Annotated in this window: 19 protein-coding genes and 1 riboswitch; of the genes, 5 read left to right on the top strand and 14 right to left on the bottom strand. The window is 73.0% G+C overall.

Going from position 1 to position 25,707, the window contains the following annotated elements; translation table 11 throughout:
- Positions 1-2: 2 nt before the first annotated feature.
- Positions 3-1,391: a helix-turn-helix domain-containing protein gene (locus tag E0F75_RS32905; RefSeq protein WP_229314616.1), complete on the bottom strand. Its 1,389-nt coding sequence runs from the start codon at positions 1,389-1,391 to the stop codon at positions 3-5.
- A 193-nt stretch (positions 1,392-1,584) separates the two neighbouring features.
- On the opposite strand from E0F75_RS32905, the gene E0F75_RS32900 reads away from it, so the two are divergent.
- On the top strand, positions 1,585-4,632 hold the full coding sequence (locus tag E0F75_RS32900) for a BTAD domain-containing putative transcriptional regulator (protein WP_229314615.1): 3,048 nt from the start codon (positions 1,585-1,587) through the stop codon (positions 4,630-4,632).
- A 75-nt stretch (positions 4,633-4,707) separates the two neighbouring features.
- On the opposite strand, the gene E0F75_RS32895 is transcribed toward E0F75_RS32900, so the two are convergent.
- From E0F75_RS32895 to E0F75_RS32870, 6 genes are all read right to left on the bottom strand, one after another.
- Positions 4,708-5,127: a hypothetical protein gene (locus E0F75_RS32895; protein ID WP_229314614.1), complete on the bottom strand. Its 420-nt coding sequence runs from the start codon at positions 5,125-5,127 to the stop codon at positions 4,708-4,710.
- A gap of 220 nt (positions 5,128-5,347) precedes the next feature.
- Positions 5,348-5,782, bottom strand: a complete 435-nt coding sequence (locus E0F75_RS32890; protein ID WP_229314613.1) for a hypothetical protein — start codon at positions 5,780-5,782, stop codon at positions 5,348-5,350.
- A 103-nt stretch (positions 5,783-5,885) separates the two neighbouring features.
- On the bottom strand, positions 5,886-6,533 hold the full coding sequence (locus E0F75_RS32885; RefSeq protein WP_229314612.1) for a thymidine kinase: 648 nt from the start codon (positions 6,531-6,533) through the stop codon (positions 5,886-5,888).
- A 59-nt stretch (positions 6,534-6,592) separates the two neighbouring features.
- Entirely contained in the window at positions 6,593-7,798 is a 1,206-nt protein-coding gene (locus E0F75_RS32880; RefSeq protein WP_229314611.1) for an alkaline phosphatase family protein, read from the bottom strand.
- Positions 7,798-8,394 (bottom strand): DUF5998 family protein, encoded by a 597-nt coding sequence (locus tag E0F75_RS32875; protein ID WP_030325407.1) that lies wholly within the window; start codon positions 8,392-8,394, stop codon positions 7,798-7,800. Before E0F75_RS32875 ends, E0F75_RS32880 begins: the two co-directional genes overlap by 1 nt.
- Positions 8,395-8,434: 40 nt before the next feature.
- Positions 8,435-11,560 (bottom strand): bifunctional GNAT family N-acetyltransferase/acetate--CoA ligase family protein, encoded by a 3,126-nt coding sequence (locus tag E0F75_RS32870; protein WP_229314610.1) that lies wholly within the window; start codon positions 11,558-11,560, stop codon positions 8,435-8,437.
- A 243-nt stretch (positions 11,561-11,803) separates the two neighbouring features.
- Between E0F75_RS32870 and E0F75_RS32865 the strand changes: the two genes are divergently transcribed.
- Positions 11,804-12,085 (top strand): HPr family phosphocarrier protein, encoded by a 282-nt coding sequence (locus tag E0F75_RS32865; RefSeq protein WP_015036698.1) that lies wholly within the window; start codon positions 11,804-11,806, stop codon positions 12,083-12,085.
- Between the two features lie 143 nt (positions 12,086-12,228).
- Here the strand turns inward: E0F75_RS32865 and E0F75_RS32860 are convergent, their stop codons facing one another.
- From E0F75_RS32860 to E0F75_RS32845, 4 genes are all read right to left on the bottom strand, one after another.
- Positions 12,229-12,912 (bottom strand): GntR family transcriptional regulator, encoded by a 684-nt coding sequence (locus E0F75_RS32860; protein ID WP_229314609.1) that lies wholly within the window; start codon positions 12,910-12,912, stop codon positions 12,229-12,231.
- 224 nt (positions 12,913-13,136) lie between these two features.
- On the bottom strand, positions 13,137-13,907 hold the full coding sequence (locus E0F75_RS32855; RefSeq protein WP_229314608.1) for a M23 family metallopeptidase: 771 nt from the start codon (positions 13,905-13,907) through the stop codon (positions 13,137-13,139).
- 12 nt (positions 13,908-13,919) lie between these two features.
- A riboswitch (cyclic di-AMP (ydaO/yuaA leader) is annotated at positions 13,920-14,085 on the bottom strand.
- A gap of 200 nt (positions 14,086-14,285) precedes the next feature.
- A complete protein-coding gene (locus tag E0F75_RS32850) occupies positions 14,286-15,653 on the bottom strand; it encodes a pitrilysin family protein (protein ID WP_229314631.1) in 1,368 nt (455 codons plus the stop codon).
- A 26-nt stretch (positions 15,654-15,679) separates the two neighbouring features.
- Positions 15,680-17,038 (bottom strand): pitrilysin family protein, encoded by a 1,359-nt coding sequence (locus E0F75_RS32845; protein ID WP_229314607.1) that lies wholly within the window; start codon positions 17,036-17,038, stop codon positions 15,680-15,682.
- A gap of 181 nt (positions 17,039-17,219) precedes the next feature.
- On the opposite strand from E0F75_RS32845, the gene E0F75_RS32840 reads away from it, so the two are divergent.
- Complete coding sequence (locus tag E0F75_RS32840) at positions 17,220-19,679, top strand: DNA topoisomerase (ATP-hydrolyzing) subunit A (RefSeq protein WP_229314606.1); 2,460 nt, start codon at positions 17,220-17,222, stop codon at positions 19,677-19,679.
- Between the two features lie 147 nt (positions 19,680-19,826).
- On the opposite strand, the gene E0F75_RS32835 is transcribed toward E0F75_RS32840, so the two are convergent.
- Positions 19,827-20,891: a GTP-binding protein gene (locus tag E0F75_RS32835; protein ID WP_229314605.1), complete on the bottom strand. Its 1,065-nt coding sequence runs from the start codon at positions 20,889-20,891 to the stop codon at positions 19,827-19,829.
- Between the two features lie 121 nt (positions 20,892-21,012).
- On the opposite strand from E0F75_RS32835, the gene E0F75_RS32830 reads away from it, so the two are divergent.
- The gene (locus E0F75_RS32830; RefSeq protein WP_229314604.1) at positions 21,013-22,761 is read left to right on the top strand and encodes a sensor histidine kinase; all 1,749 of its coding nucleotides are present in this window, start codon (positions 21,013-21,015) and stop codon (positions 22,759-22,761) included.
- Complete coding sequence (locus tag E0F75_RS32825) at positions 22,758-23,447, top strand: response regulator (RefSeq protein WP_229314603.1); 690 nt, start codon at positions 22,758-22,760, stop codon at positions 23,445-23,447. Before E0F75_RS32830 ends, E0F75_RS32825 begins: the two co-directional genes overlap by 4 nt.
- Positions 23,448-23,557: 110 nt before the next feature.
- Here the strand turns inward: E0F75_RS32825 and E0F75_RS32820 are convergent, their stop codons facing one another.
- Positions 23,558-25,150 carry a cation acetate symporter gene (locus E0F75_RS32820; RefSeq protein ID WP_229314602.1) on the bottom strand — a complete coding sequence of 531 codons (1,593 nt, stop codon included), beginning with the start codon at positions 25,148-25,150 and terminating at the stop codon, positions 23,558-23,560.
- Positions 25,147-25,632: a DUF485 domain-containing protein gene (locus E0F75_RS32815; RefSeq protein ID WP_229314601.1), complete on the bottom strand. Its 486-nt coding sequence runs from the start codon at positions 25,630-25,632 to the stop codon at positions 25,147-25,149. The genes E0F75_RS32820 and E0F75_RS32815 overlap by 4 nt, the downstream gene beginning before the upstream one ends.
- Between the last annotated feature and the right edge of the window lie 75 nt (positions 25,633-25,707).

Here is a 25,707-nt window from a genome sequence, read left to right as displayed (position 1 = left end):
GTTCAGGAGGGGACGAGGGCCGTCGCCGGTACGAGCGAGGCGGCGCGTTCGGCGGCGAGCTGCCGCACCAGGTTGAGCACCCCGAACCGCGGGGCTCCGTCCTCCTCACCGGGAAGGCGCCGTACGAGGCCGCGCAGCATCAGTGCGTGGACGTCGCGCACCACGGCGGCCGGTGTCGCGGACAGACCGGCGGCGGCCTGGTCGGCGCTCCAGCCGTCGGGAAGGAGGCTCAGGTCGCCGAGCAGCGCCGCGGGCCCGTCGTCGAGCCGGGCCACGGCCGCCGCGAGCAGCGCGGCGAGTCCCTCGCCGCCCGCGTCGCCGCCGGTGTCTCCGGCGGTCACGTCGTCCACGACGTCGAGCGGCGTGGTCCGCGCGATCCGCAGCAGCTCCGCGGGAGAGCGCAGCAGCAGCCAGGAGGCGGCGGCCTCCATCGCCCGCGGCACACCGTCGAGGGCCCGGCTGATCCGTGACACCGTGCGCACCAGCGAGTCGCCGGGCATCAGGTCGGGGCGCATGTGACCCACGTACGACAGCATGAGCTCGACGGCGGGCTCCCCGGCGGTCAGGGAGACGCCGGGTGCTGCGGCCCCGCTCGGGGACTCCCCCGGCTCCGGGTCCGGTACGGGCAGCGGGCCGAGCGGCAGCATCCGGTTGCCCGGGGTGCGGTGCGGCTCGCGCGTGGTGATCAGCACCTTCAGCCGCTCGCAGACGTGCAGCAGTTCGAGGAGCGGGGGCGTGAGGTGGGGGCCGGTGTCATGGCCGTCGAGGACCAGCAGGGTGGCCCGGCCGCGTATCACGGAGGCGAGTTCGTCCAGGCCCCGGCCGCCGAGGGCCAGGGAGCGGGCCCAGCCCGTCAGCGCGGACCGCGGGCTGCGGGTCCCGGCCGGCCCGGCCACCGGCGGCGCGGTCTCGGTCATGTCGACCCAGACGACGGGGGTCCGGTCACGGCCGTGGAGCAACAGGGCGGCCTCCTGGGCCAGTCGGGTCTTGCCCACCCCGGCCAGGCCCACCACGCTGAGGAGCCGCTCGTGCTCGGTGGCCAGCAGACCGGTCAGGACCCGGAGTTCCTCGGCGCGGCCGACGAGTCTGCGCAACGGCTGCGGCGGCGGCGCCAGTTCGGCGCCGTACGCCTCGCGCATCACCGTGCCGGCCTCCGCCCCTTCGACGGCCAGCTCCAGAGCGGCGCGGCGGGCGTCGCTCAGCCGCATGGCGCCGGCGAGCAGCCGCAGCGTCTCCCGGCGCGGGTGCCGCACCCGCCCCTGCTCCAGATCCCGGATGGCCCGCACGCTGACGGTCGACAGGCCGGCCAACTGCTCCTGGGTGATGCCGGCCCACTGCCGTGCCGCCCGCAGCTGCTCGGCGAGCCCGTCCGGCGATGCCTGTTCGGTCATGACCAGTCTCCTTGCTGCATGGGGGTCCTCAGTCGCGAGGGCCGTGAAGGAGTCGGCCTCGTGGGTCATACGGTGGCGGGACCGCTTACCGATCCCGTACCGCCTCGTTCCCGGGGGTCACGGGAACGGGCTAGGATCCGCAATCACCGGCGCCGAGGGCGTGGCCGGGAGACCTGGGGGGGTGCTCGCGGCAATGACCGCTGCCGAGGAGCAATCGCTGAGATTCAACGTGCTGGGCCCCCTTGAGGGCTGGGCCGACGGTTCCCGGCTGAGGCTGGGGGGTCTCATCCAGGAACGCGTGCTGGGTACGCTGCTCCTGGAGCCGGGACGGGTGCTGACGATCGGCCGGCTCGTGGAGTCGGCCTGGGCCGAGGACCCGCCGGCGACCGCCTCGCACCAGGTCCGCAAGGCGGTCGCGGATCTTCGGCGGCGCATCCCCGCGGGCAGCGAGGTCATCGTCACCGACGGCCCCGGATACCGGGTGGTCCTCGCTCCGGAGCAGCTCGACCTGACGGAGTTCGGCAGTCTTGTGAAATCGGCCCGGGACGCCCCGGGCGAGGGCCGGGCGGTGGACGCGGTGGAGGCGCTGCGCCGGGCCCTCGGCCTCTGGCGGGGTCCGATCCTGTCGGGGGCGGGCGGCCCGGTGATCGAGGCGGCGGCCACCGCGCTCGAGGAGCGCAGGCTCGCCGCCGCGGAGCAGCTCTTCGATCTCCGCCTGGGTCTCGGCGAGACGGCGGAACTCGTCGTCGATCTACGGGATCTGGTGCAGGCCCACCCCCTGCACGAGTCGCTGCGCGCCCAGTTGATGCTGGCCCTGTACCGCTCGGGCAGACAGGCCGAGGCCCTGGAGGAGTACAGCCGGGTCCGTGAGCTCCTGGTGGAGGAGCTGGGCGTCGACCCGGGCCCCCGGCTGACCAGGGTGTACGAGGGGATCCTGCGCGACAGCCCGGAGCTGGCCGCCCCCGCTCCCCCGCCCGTCGCGGCCCCGGTCGCCCTGCCGGAGGCGGCGCCCACCGAGGCCCCGTGCACCCTGCCGTACGACCTGGCGGACTTCACCGGCCGCGGCGACGAACTGCGGGAGCTGCTCGACTCGGCCGGCCGGGACTGCGCGCGGCATTCCCGGATCGTGGCCCTGGACGGCATGGGCGGCAGCGGCAAGACCTCCCTCGCCGTGCACGCGGCGCACTCCCTGGCCTCCGAGTTCCCCGACGGCCAGCTCTACATCGACCTGCGCGGCTACACGCCCGGCGAGCAGCCGGTGACCGCAGGCGGAGCGCTCGACAGTCTCTTACGGGCCCTGGGCGTACCGGGTGCGCGCATCCCGGAGGACCTCGCGGGCCGTACGGCGCTGTGGCGGTCGACCGTCACCGGGAAGCGGCTGCTGCTGCTCCTCGACAACGCCGCCGACGCCGACGGCGTACGACCGCTGCTGCCGACCACGCCCGGCTGTCTGGTCCTCGTCACCAGCCGGGCCCGTCTTGTGGACCTCGACTCGGCGCAGTGGATCTCGATCGACGTGATGTCGCCGGCGGAGTGCGCGGCGCTGATGGCGGAGACGCTGGGCGAGCGGCGGTACGCGGCGGAGCCGGAGGCGGCGGCCGAGCTGGCCCGGCTGTGCGGTCACCTCCCCCTGGCGCTGCGGATCGCGACCGCCCGGCTGCGCAACAGGCCGCGCTGGACGCTGCGTTACCTGGCCGATCGGCTGCGCGACGAGACGCGCCGGCTGGACGAGCTGAGCTCGGGGCAGCGCAGCGTCGCCGCCACCCTGCGTCTGTCGTACCAGGCCCTGGAGCAGGACTGCCGGACCGCGTTCCGCAGCCTGGCGCTGCATCCCGGCGGCGAGCTCGACGTGTACGCGGCGGCCGCTCTTCTGGAGACCGATCCGGCCGACGCCGAGGACATCCTCGAACTCCTCCTGGACGTCCATCTGTTGCAGCAGCCGGAGATCGGCCTGTACACCTTCCACGACCTGGTGCGCAGCTTCGCGCAGAGTCTCAGGTCGACGGCCACGGAGGAGGACGACTCCGCGTCGACGCGCCGGCTGCTCGACTACTACCTGGCGACGACGGAGTCGGCCTGCCAGGTCATGTTCCCGGGCCGGCGCCGCATTCCCACCGAGGTGGCGGAGGTGGAGGACACGGACGCGTGGCTCACGCGGCTGCCGCGGTTCGCGGAGAGCGAGCAGGCCGAGCAGTGGTTCGCGCGGGAGCAGGGGTCGCTGCTCGGGGCGGTGGGCCTGGCCGACCGGCTCGGACACGATCGCCACACCGTGTTCCTGAGCCGCAATCTGGCCTTCCAGCTCAGCGCGCGGGGCCAGCTGGAGGAGTTCCGCTCGATGGGGCTCCTGGCGGTGGCCGCCGCGCGCCGGCTCGGGGAACTGCCGCTGCTGGGTGTGAGCCTGTCCAATCTGGGCGTGGCGTGCTGGAAGCTGGGCCGCTTCGCCGAGGGCATCGAGGTCGCCACGGAGGGCCGGGACGTCGCCGAACGACTCGGGGACGTACAGACGTTGGCCCACAGCGAGGGCGCCCTCGGCCAGCTCAACAGTCTGCTCGGCCGGTTCCCGCAGGCGCTGTCCCATCTGGAGAAGTCGATCGCGCACCAGCGGGAGCTGGGCGCAAGCCGGGCGGAGGCGGAGAGCCTCACCCTGCTCAGCACCCTGTACGAGCAGTGGGGGCGGCACGAGGAGGCGGCGTCGGCGGCCCGTCGGGCGATCGCGCTCTGCGACGAACTGGGCCAGCACGAGAACAAGTTGGTGGCCTTCACGGACCTGGCGTTCGCGCACGCCTGCCTCGGCGACGACGAGGCCGCCGACACGTGCCTCGCGCGGGCGCGGGCGCTGTGCACCGAGAACAGCGACCCGGGGCAGGTGGCCCTTGCCCTCGCGCTCCTCGCGGAGGTCGCCCAGCGTCTCGGCAGGGACGAGCAGGCCGTCCGCTACGCGGACCGGGCCATGGAAACCATCGGGCCAAACGTTTCTCCACTGCGCCGGGCCAAGGTCGAGAACACCGTCGGCCGCTATCTGTACAAGCGCAAGGAGTACGTGGCGGCGCTCGGCCTGCACGAGAGCGCCCACGAAGTGGCGCACTCCCTCGACTTCCGCATCGAGATGGCCTACGCCCTGTCCGGCATGGCCCGCGCCCAGGCCGCCCTCGGCCTCTCGGAGGAGGCGGCGCGCAACGAGCGGTCGGCGGAGGAGCTGTTCGGCGAGATGGGCGTCCCGGCGGAACGCCGTCGTAGCTGACGTCACCGACGTCGCTGACGTACCGACGTAGCCGAAGCAGCGACGTACCGACGTAGCGGGTGTTCGGAGCGGGAATCAGGCGGCGAAGACGCTCTGACCGCCGGCGGCGGGCGCACCCTTGCCGATCACGGTGGGGCCCTGGTCGTCGGTGGCACCGGCCTGGACGACCCGGGACCCGATGAAGGTCGGGCCCTGGTCGTCGGTCGCGCCGGCCTGGACGACCCCACCCTTGCCGATCACCGTCGGACCCTGGTCGTCGGTGGCACCTGCCTGGACCACGCCACCCTTGCCGATGACGGTCGGGCCCTGGTCGTCGGTCGCGCCGGCCTGGACCACGCCACCCTTGCCGATCACCGTCGGACCCTGGTCATCGGCCTGGACCTGGACGCCGACCGGCCGGCTCTGCCCGTGACCCGCCTCCACCGTGACCCCGAACCCGAGGGCGAGAGCGGCGGCGACGACGATCCCGGCGAATCCAGTCGACTTGCGTCCCATGGCCATATCCCCTTTACGTGGTTTCTCCGGTTCTGCTTCCCGACACCACGTACTCTCCGGTGACCCGTTCCCGGACCGTTCCCGCGTCGATACCGCCTTCCGGTACGGCACGGGAACGCACCCGGGAACGCCAGGTCAGCCCGGGTACAGCCCTCCTACCGAATCCCGCTCGGCCCGCCCCGGACGACCCCGGCGGCCCCGCTCGGCCCGGCGGCCCCGCTCAGCCCGGGGCCCCCGGCCCCGGCTCGCGCGCGAACACGGTCGCGCCGCCGCCGAGCCGGCAACTGACCACCCGTGGCCCCCGCTCGGTGAGGACCACGGTGGTACACGCCTGCCCGGATCCGATGTCCGCCAGATCGAGCAGCGCGCGCACGGTCGCGCGCAGCGCGGCGACCTCTTCCTCGTCGGGCCCGGCACCGTCGGGCGGGAGCCGGCCGGGGCCGCGCAGCGCCCTGATGTCCACCACGGTGTGCATGCTGTTGTCGCTGACGGTCTCGACGGTGAACTCGGGCCCGTCCCAGGACCCCTCTCCGTCCGTACGGGCATCCGGCAGGCCCGCGCGTTCACCCTCGACCGACCGCTCGATGGCGGACAGCTCCTGAAGGATGTGGCGCAGCCCCTCGGCCACGTCGATCCGGTCCGGGGGATGTTTCATCGAAAGACTCCTCCTGCAGAGAACTACTCCGCCAGAGTCGAGCGCCCCGATACCGTTTCTCTCCCGCTCCGGTCCCGCCGTACGGGCCCGGCCCCGCGAGGGATCAGCCGTTGACCGGCAGCACGTCCGGGGAGAGGGCCCCCGCGTGGGCCGACGCGGAGGTCATCCGGCGCCGGTGATGCCGCCGGCACAGCACCTCGTAACCGATCTCCTCGGCCGGGCGGTTCACGTCGCCGACGACGACCTGCTCGCCCTCGACGACCATCTCGCCGCCCACCGTGCGGGCGTTGTGCGTGGCGCGGGCGCCGCACCAGCACAGCGCCTCGACCTGGAGCTGCTCGATGCGGTCCGCCAGCTCGATGAGCCGCTGCGAGCCGGGGAAGAGCTTGGTCCGGAAGTCGGTGGTGATGCCGAAGGCGAAGACGTCGAGACCGAGGTCGTCGACGACCCGGGCGAGCTGGTCGATCTGTTCCGGGGCGAGGAACTGGGCCTCGTCGACGATCACGTAGTCGGCCTTGCCGCCCTGGGAGAGCTGGGCGACGAGGTACGCGTACAGGTCCATGCCCTGCGGTGCCTCGACCGCCTCCGTCACCAGGCCCAGCCGGGAGGAGAGCTTGCCCTCGCCCGCCCGGTCGTCACGGGTGAAGATCACGCCCTGGAGCCCTCGCGCGTCACGGTTGTGGGCGATCTGGAGTGCCAGGGTGCTCTTCCCGCAGTCCATGGTTCCGGAGAAGAAGACCAGCTCGGGCATGACGGGACGGGGACCTTTCAGGTCGTGGAGGGGGAAGGGTGTCCGGGGGTCCGGAGGGTTCAGGAGCGGACTTCGAGCAGCGGGACGAGCTGCTCCGCAGGGGTCATGGACCCGTGCATGCCGGCCATCGCGGACTCGTGGGGCTCGTTCACGGAGGCGGTGATCGCCACGTCGTCGTGGGCCGCGGCGACGACGTCGCCGATCCGCCCGTACACGCGCTCGTCGACCTCGTCCCCGAACCAGCCGAGCGAGATCGCCTCGTCGCGGCTCGCGACCCAGAACTGCTCGCCGATCACCTCGCGCCAGCAGGTGAGGACGTCCGCCTCGGCGCCGGGCACCGCGTAGACGTGCCGGGCACGTCCCTCGCCGCCGAGGAGGGCGACGCCCGCGCGGAGCTCCCAGTCCTCGTCGAAGTCGATGCGGTGCTGCTCGTCGAAGGGGATGTCGACCATGCCGTGGTCGGCCGTGACGTACAGCGCCGAGCGGGGCGGCAGCTGCTCGGCGAGCCGCTGCACGAGCCGGTCGACGAACATCAGCTGGCCGCGCCAGGCGTCGGATTCGATGCCGAAGCGGTGTCCGGCGCCGTCGAGTTCGCTGTAGTACGTGTAGACCAGCGAGCGGTCGCCGGCGGCGAGCTGCTCGGCGGCGAAGTCCATGCGCTCCTCGCCGGAGAGCCGCCCGTGGAACCTTCCGCCGCTGAGCGCGACCTTGGTGAGCGGGGTCTGCTCGAAGATCGGCGAGGACACCTGGGCGGTGTGGATCCCGGCCTCGTGGGCGAGCTGGAAGACGGTGGGGTACGGCTGCCAGACGTGCGGCGCGGTCCACGGCTTCCAGCGGAGCTGGTTCATCAGCTCGCCGGTGTCGGGGTTGCGCACGGTGTAGCCGGGCAGCCCGTGCGTACCGGGGTAGCGGCCGGTGCCGACGGAGGCGAGCGAGGTCGCCGTGGTGGCGGGGAAGCCGGCGGTGATCGGGCGGCCGGTGCCCCCGCGGGAGGAGCCGAGGAGCGAGGTCAGATAGGGGGCCTCGTCCGGGTGGGCCTTGATCTGCTCCCAGCCGAGTCCGTCGATCAGGAAGACGCAGTTCCGGTCGGCCGGGGAGAGCTCGGCGATCCGGGCGTCGCACCCGGGCACGCCCTGACCGGCGACGAGCGTCGGCAGCACGTCACCGAGGGAGCCGAAGGTGTACTCGGGGACCGGCGCGGTGTGCGGGGCGAGCGGGACCGGGTCGTCGGGCCAGCCGTGGGTCACGGCGGTCGGCTGCACCATCAGCGGGTGGGGGCGGCGGTGGCCGCGATGGCTTCGGACAGGGCCTGGGCGAAGACGAGGGTCTGCCGGACGGTGTCCGGGCCGTCCCCGGCCTCGCTCACCCGGAGGCTGAGGTCGTCGGCGGTGGCGTTGCCCGTGTAGCCGTGGTCGGCGTCGCAGTTGGCGTCGCCGCAGGCGGCGGGCTCCAGGTCGATGCGGGAGACGGCACCCCAGCCGATGGTGAGGACCACCTCGCGGGGCAGCGTGCCCGGGGTGTACGACTCCGGGTTGGCGACGACGCGGCTGACGACGACCGACGAGATCCGGTCGAGCTTCACGGACTCGGTGGACGTCGTGGCGTACGGCGTCGGGGAGCTGGTGTCGGCGGCCTGCTCGTCGGTGTGGCTGACGATGAAGCGGTGCGGCGTCAGGACGAGGACGGTGACGTGGCGCCGGACCTCGTTGGCGTCGAAGGTGGTCTCCTGGTGCACGACGTACGACGCGACGGCCTCGCCGCCGACAGCGGCCTCCACCGCCTCGGCCACGAGGGCCGGGTAGTAGCCGCTGCGCTCGATCGCCGCGCGCAGCCCCTGGGTCGTCGTACCGGTCTTCGCCATGGAATCCATCCTACGGGGCTGTGGGCCCCCCTCAGGCCCTTCAGTAGCTCGGCAGGCTGCGCGGGCCGAGGTCGGTTCGGGGCGGTGGCGGGGCCAGCCGGACGGTGGCGCCGAGGACGGACAGTCCGCGCGGTGCCACGACCACCGGCTCCAGGGAGACGGCGACCACCTCGGGGTGGTCGTCGACCAGGCGGGACACCCGGAGCAGGACCTCTTCGAGGGCCGGGGTGTCGACGGGGGCGGAGCCGCGCCAGCCGAACAGCAGCGGGGCGGTGCGGAGGGAGCGGACCAGTTCGGCGACGTCCCGGTCGGTGGCCGGCACCAGCCGGTGGGCCGTGTCGCCGAGCAGTTCGGACGCGGCGCCCGCGAGGCCGAAGGAGAGGACCGCGCCGACGGCCGGGTCGATGGCGGAGCGGACGACGGTGTCGACCCCACGGGGCACCATCGCCTGGACGACCGGCTGGAGCTCCTCGGGCTTGCCGAGGACCTCGGTCAGCTCGGTGTACGCCGTACGGAGCTGCTCCTCGGACGCCAGATCGAGCCGTACGCCCCCGAGGTCGGGGCGGTGGCGGAGGTGGGGCGCGGTCGTCTTGAGGGCGACCGGGTAGCCGAGCCGGCCGGCGGCCGCGACGGCGGCGTCGGGGGTCGGCGCGGGCAGCGTGGGCAGGACGGCGATGCCGTAGCGGGCGAGCAGCTCCCCCGCCTGCGCGGTGTCGAGGGTCACACCGCGCGGGTCGGCGTCGTCGCCGCCGAGCACCCGCTCGATGAGCGCGGCGGCCCCCGGCTCGTCGATGTCCTCGTACTCGGGCACCCGTCCGGGCTCGGCGGCCTGCCGCCGCCACTGCCCGTACCGGACGGCCTCGGCCAGCGCCCGCACGGCCCGCTCGGCGGCGGGGTAGGAGGGGATGGTGGCGGGCGGGACGGGGACGGGCGCGGAGGCCGGGTCGCCGTCGGCGGCGACGGCCCCGGCGGCGGACGCGGGGGCAGGCGCCCCCGCGGGCGGGGTCGCTCCCGGGGCGGGCGGGGTCGCTCCCGGGGCGCCGGGGGCGGACACGGCGCCACCCGTTCCCCGGCCGGCCGGCCAGGGGCCTGCTGCGCGGGGCGCGGGCCGGAGGCCGGTGGGCCCGGCGCCGGGCTCGGACCCGGGCGCGGACCCGGGGTCGGTGGGCCCCGCCCCGGGGTCGATCCCGGGGCCGGCGGGCCCGGTCCCCGGTTCGGTCGGGAGTCCGGTCGGGCGGGGTCCCGGGGCGGCGGCCGCGCCCCGTCCCGGCGCCGTCGGGCGCGTGCTCGTGGCGACCGCGAGGGCCTCCGCGAGGCCGCCCATCTCGACATGGACGACGACGACCGGCTTCGTGGGGGCCTGGGCGGAGGCGACGGCCTCGCGGAGGGAGGCCGCGAGGACCTCTCCGTCGCCGAACTCGGTGGCGCCGTTCTCGCCGACCCACGGGATCGCGTTCACGACGACCGCGTCGGAGGTCTCGTCCGCGAGCGCCGCCACGAGGGCGTCCCGGAAGTCCGCCGGTTCCGCCGCCGTGGTGAGGTCGAGCGGCCGCAGCGGGCGCAGCCCCTCCGTCAGGCAGGCGTCGTACGTGAGGAGGCCGAGGGACTCGGAGTTGCCGAGGATCGCGACCCGGGGACCGGCGGGCAGCGGCTGGGCGGCGAGCAGCAGTCCGGCGTCCACCAGCTCGGTGACGGTGTCGACGCGGATGACGCCGGCCTGGCGGAGCAGCGCGGAGACCGTTGCGTGCGGGATGCGGGTGACGGGCACGCGGTGGCCGGGCGGCGCGCTGCCGCTGTGCCGGGCGCCCTTGACGACGACGACCGGCTTGACGGCGGCGGTGCGGCGCGCGAGCCGGGTGAACTTCCGGGGGTTGCCGATCGACTCCAGGTAGAGCAGGACGACGTCGGTGCCGGGGTCGTCGTACCAGTGCTGGAGGAAGTCGTTGCCGGAGACGTCGGCGCGGTTGCCGGCCGAGATGAAGGAGGAGAGCCCGGCGCCCCGCCGGTGCAGTCCGGCGAGGAGGGCGATGCCGATGGCGCCGGACTGGGTGAAGAGCCCGATCCGCCCGGCGGCCGGCATCTGCGGGGCGAGGGAGGCGTTGAGCCGGACGTCGGCGGCGGTGTTGATGATCCCGAAGGCGTTCGGCCCGATGATCCTCATGCCGTACGAGCGGGCCTGCCGGACCAGCTGGCGCTGCCGCTCGCGCCCGTCGGCCCCGCTCTCGGCGTATCCGGCGGAGAGCACGACCAGGCCCTGGACTCCGTGCTCGCCGCAGTCGGCGACGACTTCCGGCACCCGTTCGGCGGGGACGGCGACGATCGCGAGGTCGACGGGCTCGCCGATGGCCGCGACGGAGGAGTGGGCGGGGACGCCGTCGAACTCGACGGGCCCGTCCTTCCCGGTGAGCGCGGCGTTGACCGCGTACACGCGTCCGGTGTACCCGGCCCCGAGGAGGTTGCGGAGGACGGTCCGGCCGACGCCGCCGGGTGCGCGCCCGGCGCCGACGACGGCGACGGACCGGGGCGTGAGGAGGCGTTGCACGGAGCGGGCCTCGGCCCGCTGCTCCCGCGCGCGCTGCACGGCGAGGGAGCGGTCGGTGGGTTCGAGGTCGAGGTGGAGCCGCACGGACCCGTCCTCGAAGCTGCGCTTCTGCGTGTAGCCCGCGTCCGTGAACACCTTGATCATCTTGGTGTTGGCGGGGAGCACCTCGGCGGCGAAGCGCCGGATGTCCCGCTCGCGCGCGACGGCCGCGATGTGTTCGAGCAGGGCGGAGGCGACACCGCGCCCCTGGTGGGCGTCCTGGACGAGGAAGGCGACCTCGGCCTCGTCGGCCGGTGCGGAGGCGGGCAGGCCCCGGTCGTTGATGCGGTCGTAGCGCACGGTGGCGATGAACTCGCCGCCCACGGTCGCCGCGAGGCCGACCCGGTCCACGAAGTCGTGGTGGGTGAAGCGGTGCACGTCCTTGGCGGACAGCCGCGGGTAGGGAGCGAAGAAGCGGTAGTACTTCGACTCGTCCGAGACCTGCTCGTAGAAGCTGACGAGGCGGTCGGCGTCGTCGGCCGTGATGGGCCGGATGCGCGCGGTGCCGCCGTCGCGGAGCACCACGTCCGCTTCCCAGTGGTCGGGGTAGTCGTGCTCCGGCAGCTGGTCCGACGCGCTCTGCATGGGGTCAGCCTACGGCCGCGACACGGCGGTGGCACGGGTCGCGACACGGCGACGAAACCGGCCGCGACACGGCGGTGGCACCGCTCGCGCGGCGGGGGTCCGCCGTGCAAGGTAGGGAGCACGCCGCGCACGGCGGGGGAGGGCCGAACGGCGGTCCGATCCGGGCCGAAGGTCGGCACGAGCACGCAGCATCCCGTGAGAGACTGGTCTAGACAACCCGCTTGAGACTTGAAGGGCAACACCATGGCTGAGCGCCGCGTCAACGTCGGCTGGGCCGAGGGCCTGCACGCCCGCCCCGCGTCCATCTTCGTCCGTGCCGCCACGGCTTCCGGCGTTCCGGTGACGATCGCCAAGTCCGACGGCACCCCGGTGAACGCCGCCTCCATGCTCGCGGTGCTCGGCCTGGGCGCGCAGGGCGGCGAGGAGATCGTCCTCGCCTCGGAGGCCGACGGCGCCGAGGCCGCTCTGGACCGTCTGGCGAAGCTGGTCGCCGAGGGTCTGGATGAGCTTCCCGAGACCGTCTGATCCGGGTCGACCCCTCTGCACGACGAAAGGCCGTGACCGCCGGAATTCCGGCGGTGGCGGCCTTTCGCTTTTCCACTGGCCCTCTTTCAGGGCAGCACGGAGCAGCGGCGCCGAATTCCTATTCCATGTATACGATGCGTGCGTTAATTCCGGGAACTCGCCGTGTTGACTGCGTGTTGCGAAACCCTCACACGGCCGCGGTCCGGCCTCTTGAGGCGGTGCAGCGACTGCGCGCGCTCCGCGTGCAGCGCGGTCAGCGTCCGCGCCCGCTCGGCGTCACCGCGGGCCACGGCGTCGACGATCGCGCCGTGCTCGGCCCAGGCGTCCACCGGCCGCTCGGGCTGCTCGACCGCGTACATCCAGGCGATCTTGTGCCGCAGCTGGGTCAGCAGCGCCGTCAGGGCCGGACTCCCGGAGGCCTGCGCGAGGGTCTCGTGGAACCAGCCGCCGAGTGAGCGCAGATCCTCGCCCTGCCCGCGCCTGGCCCGCTCCTGCCCCAGCCTGACCAGACCGCGCAGCACCTTGAGATGGGCCTCCGTGCGCCGCTGGGCGGCGCGGGCCGCCCCCAGCGGTTCGAGCAGCGCCCGCATGTCGAGCAGATCGGCGGCCTCCTGGTCGGTGGGCTCGGCGACATGCGCCCCGGCGTGGCGGCGGGAGACGACGAAGCCCTCGGACTCCAGGGTGCGCAGGGCCTCGCGGACCGGGACGCGGGAGACCCCGTACCGGCGGGCCAGTTGCTCCTCGGTCAGCCGGCTGCCCCGCTCGAAGACGCCGGAGACGATGTCGTCCCGGATCGCCGTGCATACCGAGTGCGCGGGAATGCGCATGTCCGACCTCCGCCTTTGGTCTGCGCGAGTCAATTCCGACGGCGCCTGTTCTGCGCCCGATCTGCGACTCTATTGCAGCGCGCCGGAATTTCCGATGCCCCGGCGGAATATCGATGTGCCGCGACCGACGAAAAGCCCCGGCTCTGTACGAGCCGGGGCTTTTGCGATGCGAGGGGGCGACGAACCGCCGGCCCCGCGCGAGGGCGTCCTGGATCCGTCCTGGATCAGACGTTGACGCCGCGGGCGCGCAGGTACGAGATCGGGTTGATGTCGGAGCCGTACTCGGACGTCGTCCGCGCCTCGAAGTGGAGGTGCGGGCCGGTCGAGTTCCCGGTCGAGCCCGAGACGCCGATCCGCTCACCCGGCTCGACGCTCTGACCGACGTAGACCTCGATGGAGGCGAGGTGACCGTACTGGGTGTACGTGCCGTCGTTCATGCGGATGACGATGTTGTTGCCGTACGCGCCACCCCAGCCGGCCTCGACGACGGTGCCCGAGCCGACAGAGACGACGTTGCTGCCGTAGGCGGCGTGGAAGTCGATGCCGGAGTGGCTGCCGGAGGACCAGAGCGAGCCGCCGGTCTTGTAGCCGGTGGACACGTACGTGCCCTCGACGGGCAGCTGGAAGGAGGCCAGGCGCCGGCGCTCGGCCTCACGGGCCGCGCGCTGCTCGGCCTCGCGGATCTCCTTGGCGCGGGCCTCGGCCTTGCGCTTCGCCTCGGCCTTGGCCTTCGCCTTGGCGGCGACCTCGAAGGCCTCCTGCTCCTGGGCGGCGGCCTGGGCATCGATCCGCTCGGCGAGGGAGTCCTCGGTGATCACCTTGATGAGACCGGTGTCCTCGAGCGAGCGGTTGTCCGTGTCGGCGGCGAGCGCCGGGGAAGCGAGGGTTCCGATGACGCCGGTGGTGGCGAGCGTCGCCGCGCCGGCGAGGCCCACGCCGCGGCGCGCCATCCGGCTCGGAGCACGATGCTTCCCGGTGGCACGGGTGAACGCCATGTAGGGGCTGATCCTTTCCTTCCCTCTCGCCTACCGGGTTAGCTGACGGGTTCGGAGCAGGAAGGTCTCCTACGAGCCCCTCCGTACGAGACGAAGGCGCCCGATTCACCCCAGGGACTACGTGTGGGTCCCCGGCTCCCCAGGCTCGCGCCTGACGGGGACTCGGCGATGTCTGTCCGATGCCGCGGGTGCGGCACGTGCAACTGACGAACAGACGCACCGACGCTATGCGGATCGTCTTTCAATCACCAACCGGACACGCATTTTGTAAGACATGCCACAGGGCATACGGCCACCCTTGACCTCAATACGGACAAAGGGGAGGACCCCGACGAACTATGCCGTCGGGGCCCTCCATTGCCGTGTCGGCGGCGTGAATCAGCCGGTCACGACGGTCACTTCACCGATCCCGAGCGCGCGCACCGGCTCCGCGATCTGCGCCGCGTCGCCGACGAGCACGGTGACGAGCCGGTCCACGGGGAAGGCGCTGACCACGGCCGCGGTCGCCTCGACCGTGCCGGTCTCGGCCAGCCGGGCGTACAACTGGGCCTGGTAGTCGTCCGGGAGGTGCTGCTCGACCTGGTCGGAGAGCGTCCCCGCGACGGAGGCGGCGGTCTCGTACTTGAGCGGCGCGACCCCCACCAGGTTCTGCACGGCCGTCTCCCGCTCGGCGTCGGTGAGACCCTCCGCGGCCAGCGTCCGCAGCACCTTCCACAGGTCGTCAAGAGCCGGACCGGTGTTGGGCGTGTCGATGGAACCGCTGATGGCGAGCATCGAGGCGCCGTTCCCCCGGCCGTCCGAGCGGAGCACCTGCCCGAAGGCGCGCACGCCGTACGTGTAGCCCTTCTCCTCGCGCAGGACCCGGTCGAGCCGCGAGGTCAGGGTGCCACCGAGGCAGTACGTGCCCAGGACCTGGGCCGGCCAGACGCTGTCGTGGCGGTCGGGTCCGACCCGGCCGATCAGCAACTGGGTCTGGACGGCGCCGGGACGGTCCACGATGACGACCCGTCCGGTGTCGTCGGCGGTGATCGGCGGCATCGGGAGCGGCTCGGCCGGCTCGCCGGTCCAGGCGCCCAGGGTCTCGGCGAGGACCTTGTCCAGGTCGACACCGGTGAGGTCGCCGACGACCACGGCGGTGGCCGTGGCCGGCCGGACGTACGCCTCGTAGAAGGCGCGGACCGCGGCGGCGTCGATCGCCTCGACGGTCTCCTCGGTGCCCTGGCGCGGCCGGGACATCCGGGCCTCGGCCGGGAAGAGCTCCTTGGAGAGCTGCTTGGCGGCGCGGCGGGACGGATTGGCCGTCTCGTGCGGGATCTCGTCGAGGCGGTTGCGCACCAGGCGCTCGACCTCGGTCTCGAGGAACGCCGGCGCGATCAGGGCCTCGGAGACGAGACCGAGCGCCTTGGGCAGCCGGGAGACGGGAACCTCCAGGGAGACCCGTACGCCCGGGTGGTCGGCGTGCGCGTCGAGCGTGGCGCCGCAGCGCTCCAGCTCGGCCGCGAACTCCTCGGCGCTCTGCTGGTCCGTGCCCTCGAAGAGCGCGCGGGCCATGATGGTGGCGACGCCGTCGAGACCGGCGGGCTCGGCGTCCAGCGGGGCCGGCAGGAAGATCTCCACCGCCACGACCTGCTGGCCGGGGCGGTGGCTGGTGAGCACCGTCAGGCCGTTGTCCAGGGCGCCACGGTCCGGGGCCGGGAAGGCCCAGGGCCGGGCGACGCCGGGCGTCGGCTGCGGGTGGAAGTCCATGCTCGTCAAAGATGCGGCGGCGTCGGTCACTGGCCCGCTCCCTCTTCCTCGTCGTCGCCGTCGGCGTTCTCGCCCTGTTCGGTCGCCAGGGGCTCGTAGACCAGCACCGCGCGGTTGTCGGGGCGCAGCGTGGCCGCGGCGACGGCCTGCACCTCGTCGGCGGTGATCGCCAGGACGCGGTCCACGGCGGTCAGCGCGAGCTGCGGGTCGCCGAACAGCACGGCGAACCGGCACAGTTCGTCGGCGCGGCCCGCGACGGTGCCGAGCCGGTCGAGCCACTCGCGCTCCAACTGGGCCTGCGCGCGCTCCATCTCCTCGGGCGTGGGGCCGTCGGCGGCGAACCGGGCGAGCTCCTCGTCGACGGCCGCCTCGATCTGCGGGACCTCGACACCGCCGGAGGTCTTGACGTCCAGCCAGCCGAGCGAGGGCGCGCCGGCGAGCCGCAGCATGCCGAAGCCGGCGGCGACGGCCGTGCGGTCGCGGCGGACCAGGCGGTTGTGCAGCCGGGAGGACTCGCCTCCGCCGAGGACCGTCAGGGCCAGGTCGGCGGCGTCGCACGCGCGCGTGCCGTCGTGCGGCAGCCGGTAGGCGGCCATCAGCGCGCGGGCCGGGACCTCCTCCTCGACGACCTCGCGCAGCTGCTCGCCGATGACCTCGGGCAGCTCGCCGGAACGCGGTGCGGGCTTGCCGTCGTGGCCGGGGATGGAGCCGAAGTACTTCTCGACCCAGGCGAGGGTCTGCTCCGGGTCGATGTCGCCGACGACCGAGAGCACGGCGTTGTTCGGGGCGTAGTACGTGCGGAAGAAGTTCCGCGCGTCCTCCAGGGTGGCCGCGTCCAGGTCGGCCATCGACCCGATCGGCGTGTGGTGGTACGGGTGCCCCTCCGGGTAGGCCAGGGCGGTCAGCTTCTCGAAGGCCGTGCCGTACGGCACGTTGTCGTAGCGCTGGCGGCGCTCGTTCTTGACGACGTCCCGCTGGTTCTCCATGGACTCGTCGTCCAGGGCGGCGAGCAGCGAGCCCATGCGGTCGGCCTCCAGCCAGAGCGCGAGCTCCAGCTGGTGCGTGGGCATGGTCTCGAAGTAGTTGGTGCGCTCGAAGCTCGTCGTGCCGTTGAGCGAGCCGCCGGCGCCCTGCACGAGCTCGAAGTGCCCGTTCCCGTGGACCTGCTTCGAGCCCTGGAACATCAGGTGCTCGAAGAGGTGGGCGAGGCCCGTGCGGCCCGGGACCTCGTGCCGCGAGCCGACGTCGTACCAGAGGCAGACCGCGGCGACCGGGGTCAGGTGGTCCTCCGAGAGCACCACACGCAGGCCGTTCGCCAACCGGTGCTCGGTCGCTGTCAGGCCGCCGGAGCCGGCCTCGGCCGTGGCCGTGTGACCCATGGGCATGTACGTCCCTTCGATCGCGATGTGAAAAAGTCCTGCCACTGTATGCAAGCGCGCCGACACCTGGCGAAGTTCCCGTCCCCCGGAGATGTCCCTCTTCCGGGTCGCGGTCGGTGTTGTCGGTGGCACAGTCCACAATGGTCCGCGTCAGATCAACCTTGTTGGTGAAGGAGCCGCAGCCGCGATGGCCCGCCGCAGCACGAAGACACCGCCGCCGGACGACGCGTTCGAGGAGCGAATCCTCGACATCGACGTTGTCGACGAGATGCAGGGCTCCTTCCTCGAGTACGCGTACTCGGTGATCTACTCGCGTGCCCTGCCGGACGCCCGGGACGGCATGAAGCCCGTCCAGCGCCGCATCGTCTACCAGATGGGCGAGATGGGGCTCCGCCCCGACCGCGGCTTCGTCAAGTGCGCCCGCGTCGTCGGCGAGGTGATGGGCAAGCTCCACCCGCACGGCGACGCGTCGATCTACGACGCCATGGTCCGCATGGCGCAGCCCTTCTCCATGCGTCTCCCGCTGGTCGACGGCCACGGCAACTTCGGTTCCCTGGGCAACGACGACCCGCCGGCCGCCATGCGGTACACCGAGTCCCGGATGGCCCCGGCCGCCCTGCTCATGACCGAGTCCATCGACGAGGACACGGTCGACTTCACGCCGAACTACGACGGCCAGGAGCGGGAGCCGGTGGCACTGCCCGCCGCCTACCCGAACCTGCTGGTCAACGGCGCGTCGGGCATCGCGGTCGGCATGGCGACCAACATGCCCCCGCACAACCTCGGCGAGGTCGTCGCGGCCGCCCGCCACCTGATCCGCCACCCGGGCGCCGACCTCGAGACGCTGATGCGTTTCGTGCCCGGCCCCGACCTGCCGACCGGCGGCCGGATCGTCGGCCTCTCCGGCATCAAGGACGCGTACGAGTCGGGTCGCGGCTCGTTCAAGATCCGCGCCACGACGAGCGTGGAGACGGTGACGGCGCGCCGCAAGGGCATCGTCGTGACCGAGCTGCCGTTCACGGTCGGCCCCGAGAAGGTCATCTCCAAGATCAAGGACCTGGTCGGTTCCAAGAAGCTCCAGGGCATCGCGGACGTCAAGGACCTGACCGACCGCAACCACGGCCTGCGCCTGGTCATCGAGATCAAGAACGGCTTCGTGCCCGAGGCCGTCCTGGAGCAGCTCTACAAGCTGACGCCGATGGAGGAGTCCTTCGGCATCAACAACGTGGCGCTGGTGGACGGCCAGCCGCTGACGCTCGGCCTCAAGGAACTCCTCGAGGTCTACCTCGACCACCGCTTCGAGGTCGTCCGGCGCCGCTCCGAGTTCCGCCGCACCAAGAAGAGCGACCGGCTCCACCTGGTGGAGGGCCTGCTCGTCGCCCTGCTCGACATCGACGAGGTCATCCGGCTGATCCGCGAGAGCGAGAACTCGGCACAGGCCAAGGAGCGCCTGATCGAGCGCTTCTCGCTCAGCGAGATCCAGACGCAGTACATCCTGGACACCCCGCTGCGCCGCCTCACCAAGTTCGACCGGATCGAGCTGGAGACCGAGCAGAACCGGCTCAACGGCGAGATCGACGAGCTGACCGGGATCCTCGACTCCGACGCGGAGCTGCGCAAGCTGGTCTCGGCGGAACTGGCCGCGGTCGCCAAGAAGTTCGCCACGGACCGGCGTACGGTCCTGCTCGAGTCGGCGGGCGCGCCCGTCGCGGCCGTCTCCCTGGAGGTCGCGGACGACCCGTGCCGTGTGCTGCTCTCCTCGACCGGACTGCTCGCCCGTACGGCGACGGCGGAGCTGCCCCCGGTCGACCCGGACGCCACCCGCGTCAAGCACGACGTGATCCTGTCGTCGGTGGCCGCCACCCAGCGCGGTGACATCGGCGCGGTGACCTCGGCCGGCCGACTGCTCCGGATCGCGGTGATCGACCTGCCGCAGCTCCCGGCCACGGCGTCCGCGCCGAACCTGGCGGGCGGCGCGCCGCTGTCCGAGTTCCTGTCCCTGGAGGCGGACGAGACAGTGGTCTGCCTGACCACCCTCGACGAGGCCTCGCCGGGGCTCGCCCTGGGCACCCTCCAGGGTGTGGTGAAGCGTGTGGTCCCGGACTATCCGGCGAACAAGGACGAGCTGGAGGTCATCACCCTCAAGGAGGGCGACCGGATCGTCGGCGCGACCGAGCTGCGAACGGGCGAGGAGGACCTGGTCTTCATCACCTCCGACGCCCAGCTCCTGCGCTACCCGGCCGCGCAGGTACGGCCCCAGGGCCGACCGGCCGGCGGTATGGCGGGCGTCAAGCTGACGGACGGCGCCGACGTGATCTCGTTCACGGCGATCGACCCGGCGACGGACGCCGTCGTCTTCACCGTCGCGGGCTCCACTGGCACGCTCGACTCCTCGTCGGGTACGTCGGCGAAGCTGACGCCCTTCGACCAGTACCCGCGCAAGGGCCGCGCGACCGGCGGCGTCCGCTGCCAGCGCTTCCTGAAGGGCGAGGACGTCCTGATCCTGGCCTGGGCGGGCACCACCCCGGCCCGCGCCGCCCAGAAGACCGGCACCCCGGTGGAACTCCCGGACGTCGACCCCCGCCGCGACGGCTCGGGCACCCCGCTCGCCCACCCGGTGGACGTGGTGGCGAGCCCGGCGGTCTAGGGCCTGTCCGGCGGTCTAGGCGTCCGGCGGTCTAGGGCCTGTCCGGCGGATCAGGGCCGGATAGCCGCGGCCCCGGCCCTGATCCGCCCGCCGGGCGCTGGCAGAGACCCCGGAGGCGTCCTGGTCCCAGGACGCCTCCGGGGCGCCCTAGGACGCCGCCTCCGGCTCGTCCTCCGTGCGCTGCACGTACCGCAGGACACCCCACATGCTCGTGTCGTCGGGGGTGTCCTGCGGGCCGTTCTGCTCGCACTCCGCCAGCTCCTTGCCCAGACCGGCCGCGTCGACGCCGGACCCGATCAGGACGAGCCGGGTGAGCCGCTCCTCGCCCTCGGGCCACCGCTCCGGGTAGAAGCGCAGGAACCGGCCGACCGCGTGCACGGCGTAGCGGTTGTCCGGATCGGCGGCGCCGAAGTCGACGAAGCCCTTGATCCGGTAGAGACCCTCGGGCCGCGCGTCGAGGAAGGCCATCAGCCGGCGCGGGTGGAGCGGAGTGGCAGCGGTCAGGGAGACGGTCTCGTACGACGCGTGGGTGTGGGCCCGCGGGTCACCGTCACCGTCGCCCTCCCCGTACAGGATGTCCTCGATCGACATCTGCCCCTCGATCTCCCCCTCGGGAACCACCCGGTCGAAGAGCAGCTCCGGGTCGATCCGCCCGTGGGTGGCGTCGACGACCACGGCCTTCCCGGCAAGACCCCCCACCGTCTCGTGGACGGCGAGCAGCTCGGCCCCGGAGACCCGGTCGGTCTTGTTCACGACCACGAGGTCGGCGATCGGCAGGTGCCGGTCGGTCTCGGGGTGCCGCTCCCGGGTCGCGGAGAACTCGGCCGCGTCGACGACCTGGACGAGCCCGCCGTACACGATCCGCTCGTTCTCGCTGGCGAGGACCATCCGGACCAGTTCCTGCGGCTCGGCGAGGCCGCTCGCCTCGATCACGATCACATCGAGCCGCGACTCGGGGCGGGTGAGGACCTCCAGGTACTCGTCGAGCTCGCTCGCGTCGACGGCACAGCACAGGCAGCCGTTGCCGAGGGAGACGGTGGAGCCGACCTGCCCGGCGATCCTCATCGCGTCGATGCCGATGTCGCCGAAGTCGTTGACCATGACGCCGATACGGGTCCCCCGTGAGCTGCGCAGCAGATGGTTGAGGAGCGTGGTCTTCCCCGCGCCGAGAAACCCGGCCAGGACGACGACGGGGATCTGCTGCGTGGTCAAGGGACGTGCCTCCGGTTCCTTCGGGTCCCACGGCTGTGGGATCCCCAGAATAGGTTTCCGCACGGACACCCGCGCCGACGCCATTTCCGGTCCCGGGGCGTGGCCGCTTACCGTTTCCGGCATGAGCCCCGCACAGACCAGCCCCCCGCGCCCGCGTGCGCGCCGTCGGCGGTTCGGCTGGCCGCAGCGGGTGTTCTCGCAGGTCCTGCTGATGCAGCTGGCCATCGCGACCGGTGTCACGGTCCTCGCCACCGGCCTCTTCCTGGCCCCGCTCAGCGCCCAGCTGGACGACCAGGCGATGCGGCGCGCCCTGGCCATCGCGGGGACCACGGCGTCACCCCGGCTGGCCGCGGACCTCACCGGTACGCGGCCGTCGGCGCGGGGGCCCGTGCAGACGGAGGCCGAGCGGATCCGGACCTCCACGGGCGCCGAGTACGTCGTCGTCATGGACACGCGCGGGGTGCGCTGGTCGCACACCGATCCCGCCGCGATCGGCAGGCGCGTCTCCACCGATCCGACCGACGTCCTCGCCGGGCGCGAGGTGATGGAGATCGACAGCGGCACCCTGGGCCGCTCGGCACGCGGCAAGACGCCGCTGCGGGACGCGGACGGGCGGATCGTCGGCGCGGTCTCGGTCGGCATCGAGTACGACAGCGTCCGCGACCGGCTCCTCGCCGCGATCCCGGGCCTCCTCGCCTACGCGGGCGGGGCACTCGCGGCCGGCGCCCTGGCCGCGTACCTGATCTCCCGGCGCCTTCAGCGGCAGACCCACGACCTGGCCTTCTCCGACATCTCGGCGCTGCTCGCCGAACGCGAGGCCATGCTGCACGGCATCCGCGAAGGGGTCGTGGCCCTGGACCGCAACGGCTCCGTCCGGCTCATGAACGACGAGGCGCAGCGGCTCCTGGGCCTCGGCCCCGAGGCGGCGGGCCGGCCGCTCGACGAGGTCCTGGGCCGGGGCCGTACCGCCGACGTCCTGGCGGGCCGGGTGACGGGCGAGGACCTGCTCACCGTCCGTGGGCACCGGGTGCTCATCGCCAACCGGATGCCGACGGACGACGGCGGCGCCGTGGCGACCCTCCGCGACCGCACCGAGCTGGAGCGGCTCGGGCGCGAGCTGGACTCCACCCGGGGCCTGATCGACGCCCTGCGTGCCCAGGACCACGAGCACGCCAACCGGATGCACACCCTCCTGGGGCTGCTGGAGCTGGAGATGCACGAGGAGGCGGTCGAGTTCGTCACCGAGGTGGTCGGCGTGCACCGGGCCACCGCCGAGCAGGTCACGGAGAAGGTCCACGACCCGCTCCTCGCGGCGCTCCTGGTCGGCAAGGCGACCGTCGCCGCCGAGCGGGGCGCCTCGCTGCGGCTCGCCCCCGACTCGCTGCTGCCGGACCGGCTCGTCGACCCGCGCGAGCTGGTCACCGTCGTCGGCAACCTGGTCGACAACGCCCTGGACGCCGTCGCGGGCACCCCGGGCGCCCGTATCGACGTCTCGTTCCGCACCGAGGGGCGTACGGTCGTGCTGCGGGTCGCGGACAGCGGCCCGGGGGTTCCCGAGGAGCGCCGCGAGCTGATCTTCACCGAGGGCTGGTCGACGAAGGCGCTTCCGTCGCACGGAAAGCGCGGCCTCGGTCTCGCCCTGGTGCGCCGGCTCGCCGAGCGGCGGGGCGGCACCGCGCGGGTGACCGACGGGCTCGACGGGGGCGCGGAGTTCACGGTCGTCCTCCCGGACGCCCTGACCGAGCCGGCGCCGGACCTGGCTGTCCGGGGGCCTGAGCCCGAACCGGACACGACGGTCCGGAGGCCGCAGCCCGAACCGGACACGACGGTCCCTGGGCCGGTTCCGGGGCCCGTCGAGGAGGCCCGATGATCGACGTCCTCGTCGTCGACGACGACGTGCTGGTCGCCCGGATCAACGCCGCCTACGTCGCCAAGGTGCCCGGCTTCCGCGTCGCCGCCACCGCCCACTCGACCGCCGAGGCTCTCGCCGCCCTGGACGAGCAGCCGGTCGACCTGATCCTCCTGGACCACTACCTGCCCGACGAGAACGGGCTGGCTGCCGTACGGGAGCTCCGCGCGCGTGGCCACCAGTGCGACGTGATCATGGTGACGGCGGCCCGGGACGTGGCCACCGTGCAGGCGGCGATGCGGCACGGCGCCCTCCAGTACCTGGTCAAGCCGTTCAACTTCGCCGGGCTGCGCGCCAAGCTGGAGGCGTACGCGACGCTCCGCCGCACCCTGGAGAGCGGCGGCGAGGCGGAGCAGGCCGAGGTGGACCGGATCTTCGGGGTCCTTTCGGCGGGCTCCGTGGCCCCGGACCTGCCGAAGGGCCACTCCCCCACGACGGCCGAGCTGGTCCGCCAGGTGCTGCTCGCCGCCGGCGGGCCGCTGTCGGCCCAGGAGATCGCCGAGCGGGCCGGCGTCAGCCGCCAGACCGCCCAGCGCTACCTCAAGCTCCTCGAACGCACCGGCAGGGTCCGCCTGTCGCTCCGGTACGGCGAGACGGGCCGCCCGGAACACCGCTACGCCTGGGCGACCTCGCCGCCCACCGGCTGAGGCCCACCGCACCCACCGACTGAGGCCCGCCTCGCCCTCCGAGCAGAGGCCCACCGCGCCCTCCACCGGCTGATGCCCGTCCGCCGGTGGAGGCCTGGTTCCGGGGTTCGTCAGGCGGCGCCGGCGCCGGTCAGCGACCGGACCTCGGCCTCGGCGTGCCGCGCCTCGTCGGGCGGCTCGGTCGACGTCACGGTCCCGATCCACCCGGCGAGGAAGCCCAGCGGAATGGAGACCGCTCCCGGGTTCTGCAGCGGGAAGAGGTGGAAGTCGACACCGGGGAACAGCGATTCGGGACTGCCGGAGACCACCGGCGAGACCAGAACGAGCAGCACCGCCGGGATCAGACCGCCGTACACCGACCAGACCGCACCCCGAGTGGTGAACCTCCGCCAGAACAGCGAGTAGAGCAGCACCGGCAGATTGGCGGAGGCCGCGACCGCGAAGGCCAGCCCGACGAGGAAGGCCACGTTGAGGTCGCGGGCGAGCAGCCCCAGGCCGATCGCAGCCGCGCCGATCCCCGCGGCGGCGATCCGGGCCACGGTCACCTCGCTGTACTGCTTCGCGTGCCGGCGGCGCAGCGAGGCGTACAGGTCGTGGGCGACGGACGCCGAGGAGGCGAGGGTGATCCCCGCGACGACGGCGAGGATGGTCGCGAAGGCGACGGCGGCGACGATCGCGAAGAGCACGGTGCCACCGGTGGAGCCCGCGCCGCCGCCGAGGTCGAGGGCGAGCAGCGGTACGGCGGTGTTCCCGGACGCGTTGGACGCGCGGACCTCGTCGGGACCGATCAGGGCGGCCGCGCCGAAGCCCAGCACGATGGTCATCAGGTAGAAGCTGCCGATGAGCCCGATGGACCAGACGACCGATCGGCGGGCGGCCCGGGCGGTCGGCACGGTGTAGAAGCGCGACAGGATGTGGGGCAGTCCCGCCGTGCCGAGCACCAGGGCGAGGCCGAGGCTGATGAAGTCGAGGCGGGCCGTCCAGTCGCCGCCGTAGCGGAGCCCGGGGGCGAGGAAGTCCAGGCCGTGGCCACTGCGTTCGGCCGCCGTGGAGAGCAGGCTGTTCACATCCCCGTGGAACCGCAGCAGGACCAGGACGGTGAGCGCGATCGTGCCCGCCATGAGCAGGACCGCCTTGACGATCTGGATCCAGGTGGTGGCCCGCATGCCGCCGAGCGACACGTAGATCACCATCAGCGCGCCGACGCCGATCACCGTCCAGGAGCGGGCCGCCTCGCTGGTGCCGCCGAGCAGCAGCGCGACCAGGCTTCCGGCTCCCACCATCTGGGCCACGAGGTACAGCACGGAGACGGCCACCGAGGACGTGCCCGCGGCGATCCGCACCGGGCGCTCGGACATCCGCGCGGCGACGACGTCGGCGAGGGTGAACCGCCCGCAGTTGCGGACCAGTTCGGCCACGAGCAGCAGCACGACCAGCCAGGCGACCAGGAACCCGACGGAGTACAGCATGCCGTCGTAGCCGTAGAGGGCGATCAGCCCGGAGATGCCGAGGAACGAGGCCGCCGACATGTAGTCGCCGGCGATGGCGAATCCGTTCTCCAGGGGCGAGAAGAGCCGGCCCCCGGCGTAGAACTCCTCGGCCGAACCACGCCGGTTGCGGCTCACCCAGGTGGTGATCCCCAGGGTGACGGCGATGAAGACGCAGAACAGCACGAGCGCCAGGGTCTGGTGGTTCGCGGTCACGGCTGCGCCACCCCTCGGGTCATCTCCTGGGTGTCCCAGCGCAGGTCGAGCGCGGCCCGGTCCCTGCGAAGCCGCGCGTGGCGCGCGTACGCCCAGGTCAGCAGGAAGGTCGTGAGGAACTGCCCGAGCCCCGCCACCATCGCCACGTTCACCACCCCGACGACCTGCCGCGCCATGAGTCCTGGAGCGGCGGTCGCCGCCACGACGTAGGCGAGGTACCAGAGGAGGAACGCGAGGGCGGCCGGGAAGACGAACCGGCGGTAGCGGCTGCGCACCTCCTGGAAGGCAGGACTCCGCTGCACTTCCAGATAGATCTCCGCCGCGCTGTGGACCCGCTGTCGCGGCACCGCGTCGGGGCGGCCGTCACCGGGAGCCCCGACCCCCGCGCGCTCGTCCCGGCCGGAGGCCGTCGCGTCGTACCAGGGGTCGTCGAAGGGCGCCGCCGAAGCGTCGAGCCCCTCCTGCTTGTCCACCTGCTCCACCGGCCAACTCTCCTTGTCAAGCGAACCGTTTCGGCCGCGTGCCCAAGGATGGACAGAGCGGGAAGATCCCGGACT

Origin of the sequence: Streptomyces sp. CB02980, assembly GCF_014451325.2 — a bacterium.
Taxonomy (GTDB): domain Bacteria; phylum Actinomycetota; class Actinomycetes; order Streptomycetales; family Streptomycetaceae; genus Streptomyces.
This window is presented reverse-complemented; position numbering and strand designations above follow the sequence as displayed.

Coding starts and splice junctions, on each gene's coding strand:
- E0F75_RS32845 (WP_229314607.1), bottom strand. CDS start 17,038: ATGCCCATGGGTCACACGGCCACGGCCGAGGCCGGCTCCGGCGGCCTG.
- E0F75_RS32905 (WP_229314616.1), bottom strand. CDS start 1,391: ATGACCGAACAGGCATCGCCGGACGGGCTCGCCGAGCAGCTGCGGGCG.
- E0F75_RS32860 (WP_229314609.1), bottom strand. CDS start 12,912: ATGCGCATTCCCGCGCACTCGGTATGCACGGCGATCCGGGACGACATC.
- E0F75_RS32850 (WP_229314631.1), bottom strand. CDS start 15,653: ATGGACTTCCACCCGCAGCCGACGCCCGGCGTCGCCCGGCCCTGGGCC.
- E0F75_RS32870 (WP_229314610.1), bottom strand. CDS start 11,560: ATGCAGAGCGCGTCGGACCAGCTGCCGGAGCACGACTACCCCGACCAC.
- E0F75_RS32885 (WP_229314612.1), bottom strand. CDS start 6,533: ATGCCCGAGCTGGTCTTCTTCTCCGGAACCATGGACTGCGGGAAGAGC.
- E0F75_RS32895 (WP_229314614.1), bottom strand. CDS start 5,127: ATGGGACGCAAGTCGACTGGATTCGCCGGGATCGTCGTCGCCGCCGCT.
- E0F75_RS32880 (WP_229314611.1), bottom strand. CDS start 7,798: ATGGTGCAGCCGACCGCCGTGACCCACGGCTGGCCCGACGACCCGGTC.
- E0F75_RS32830 (WP_229314604.1), top strand. CDS start 21,013: ATGAGCCCCGCACAGACCAGCCCCCCGCGCCCGCGTGCGCGCCGTCGG.
- E0F75_RS32855 (WP_229314608.1), bottom strand. CDS start 13,907: ATGGCGTTCACCCGTGCCACCGGGAAGCATCGTGCTCCGAGCCGGATG.
- E0F75_RS32825 (WP_229314603.1), top strand. CDS start 22,758: ATGATCGACGTCCTCGTCGTCGACGACGACGTGCTGGTCGCCCGGATC.
- E0F75_RS32890 (WP_229314613.1), bottom strand. CDS start 5,782: ATGAAACATCCCCCGGACCGGATCGACGTGGCCGAGGGGCTGCGCCAC.
- E0F75_RS32875 (WP_030325407.1), bottom strand. CDS start 8,394: ATGGCGAAGACCGGTACGACGACCCAGGGGCTGCGCGCGGCGATCGAG.
- E0F75_RS32840 (WP_229314606.1), top strand. CDS start 17,220: ATGGCCCGCCGCAGCACGAAGACACCGCCGCCGGACGACGCGTTCGAG.
- E0F75_RS32900 (WP_229314615.1), top strand. CDS start 1,585: ATGACCGCTGCCGAGGAGCAATCGCTGAGATTCAACGTGCTGGGCCCC.
- E0F75_RS32865 (WP_015036698.1), top strand. CDS start 11,804: ATGGCTGAGCGCCGCGTCAACGTCGGCTGGGCCGAGGGCCTGCACGCC.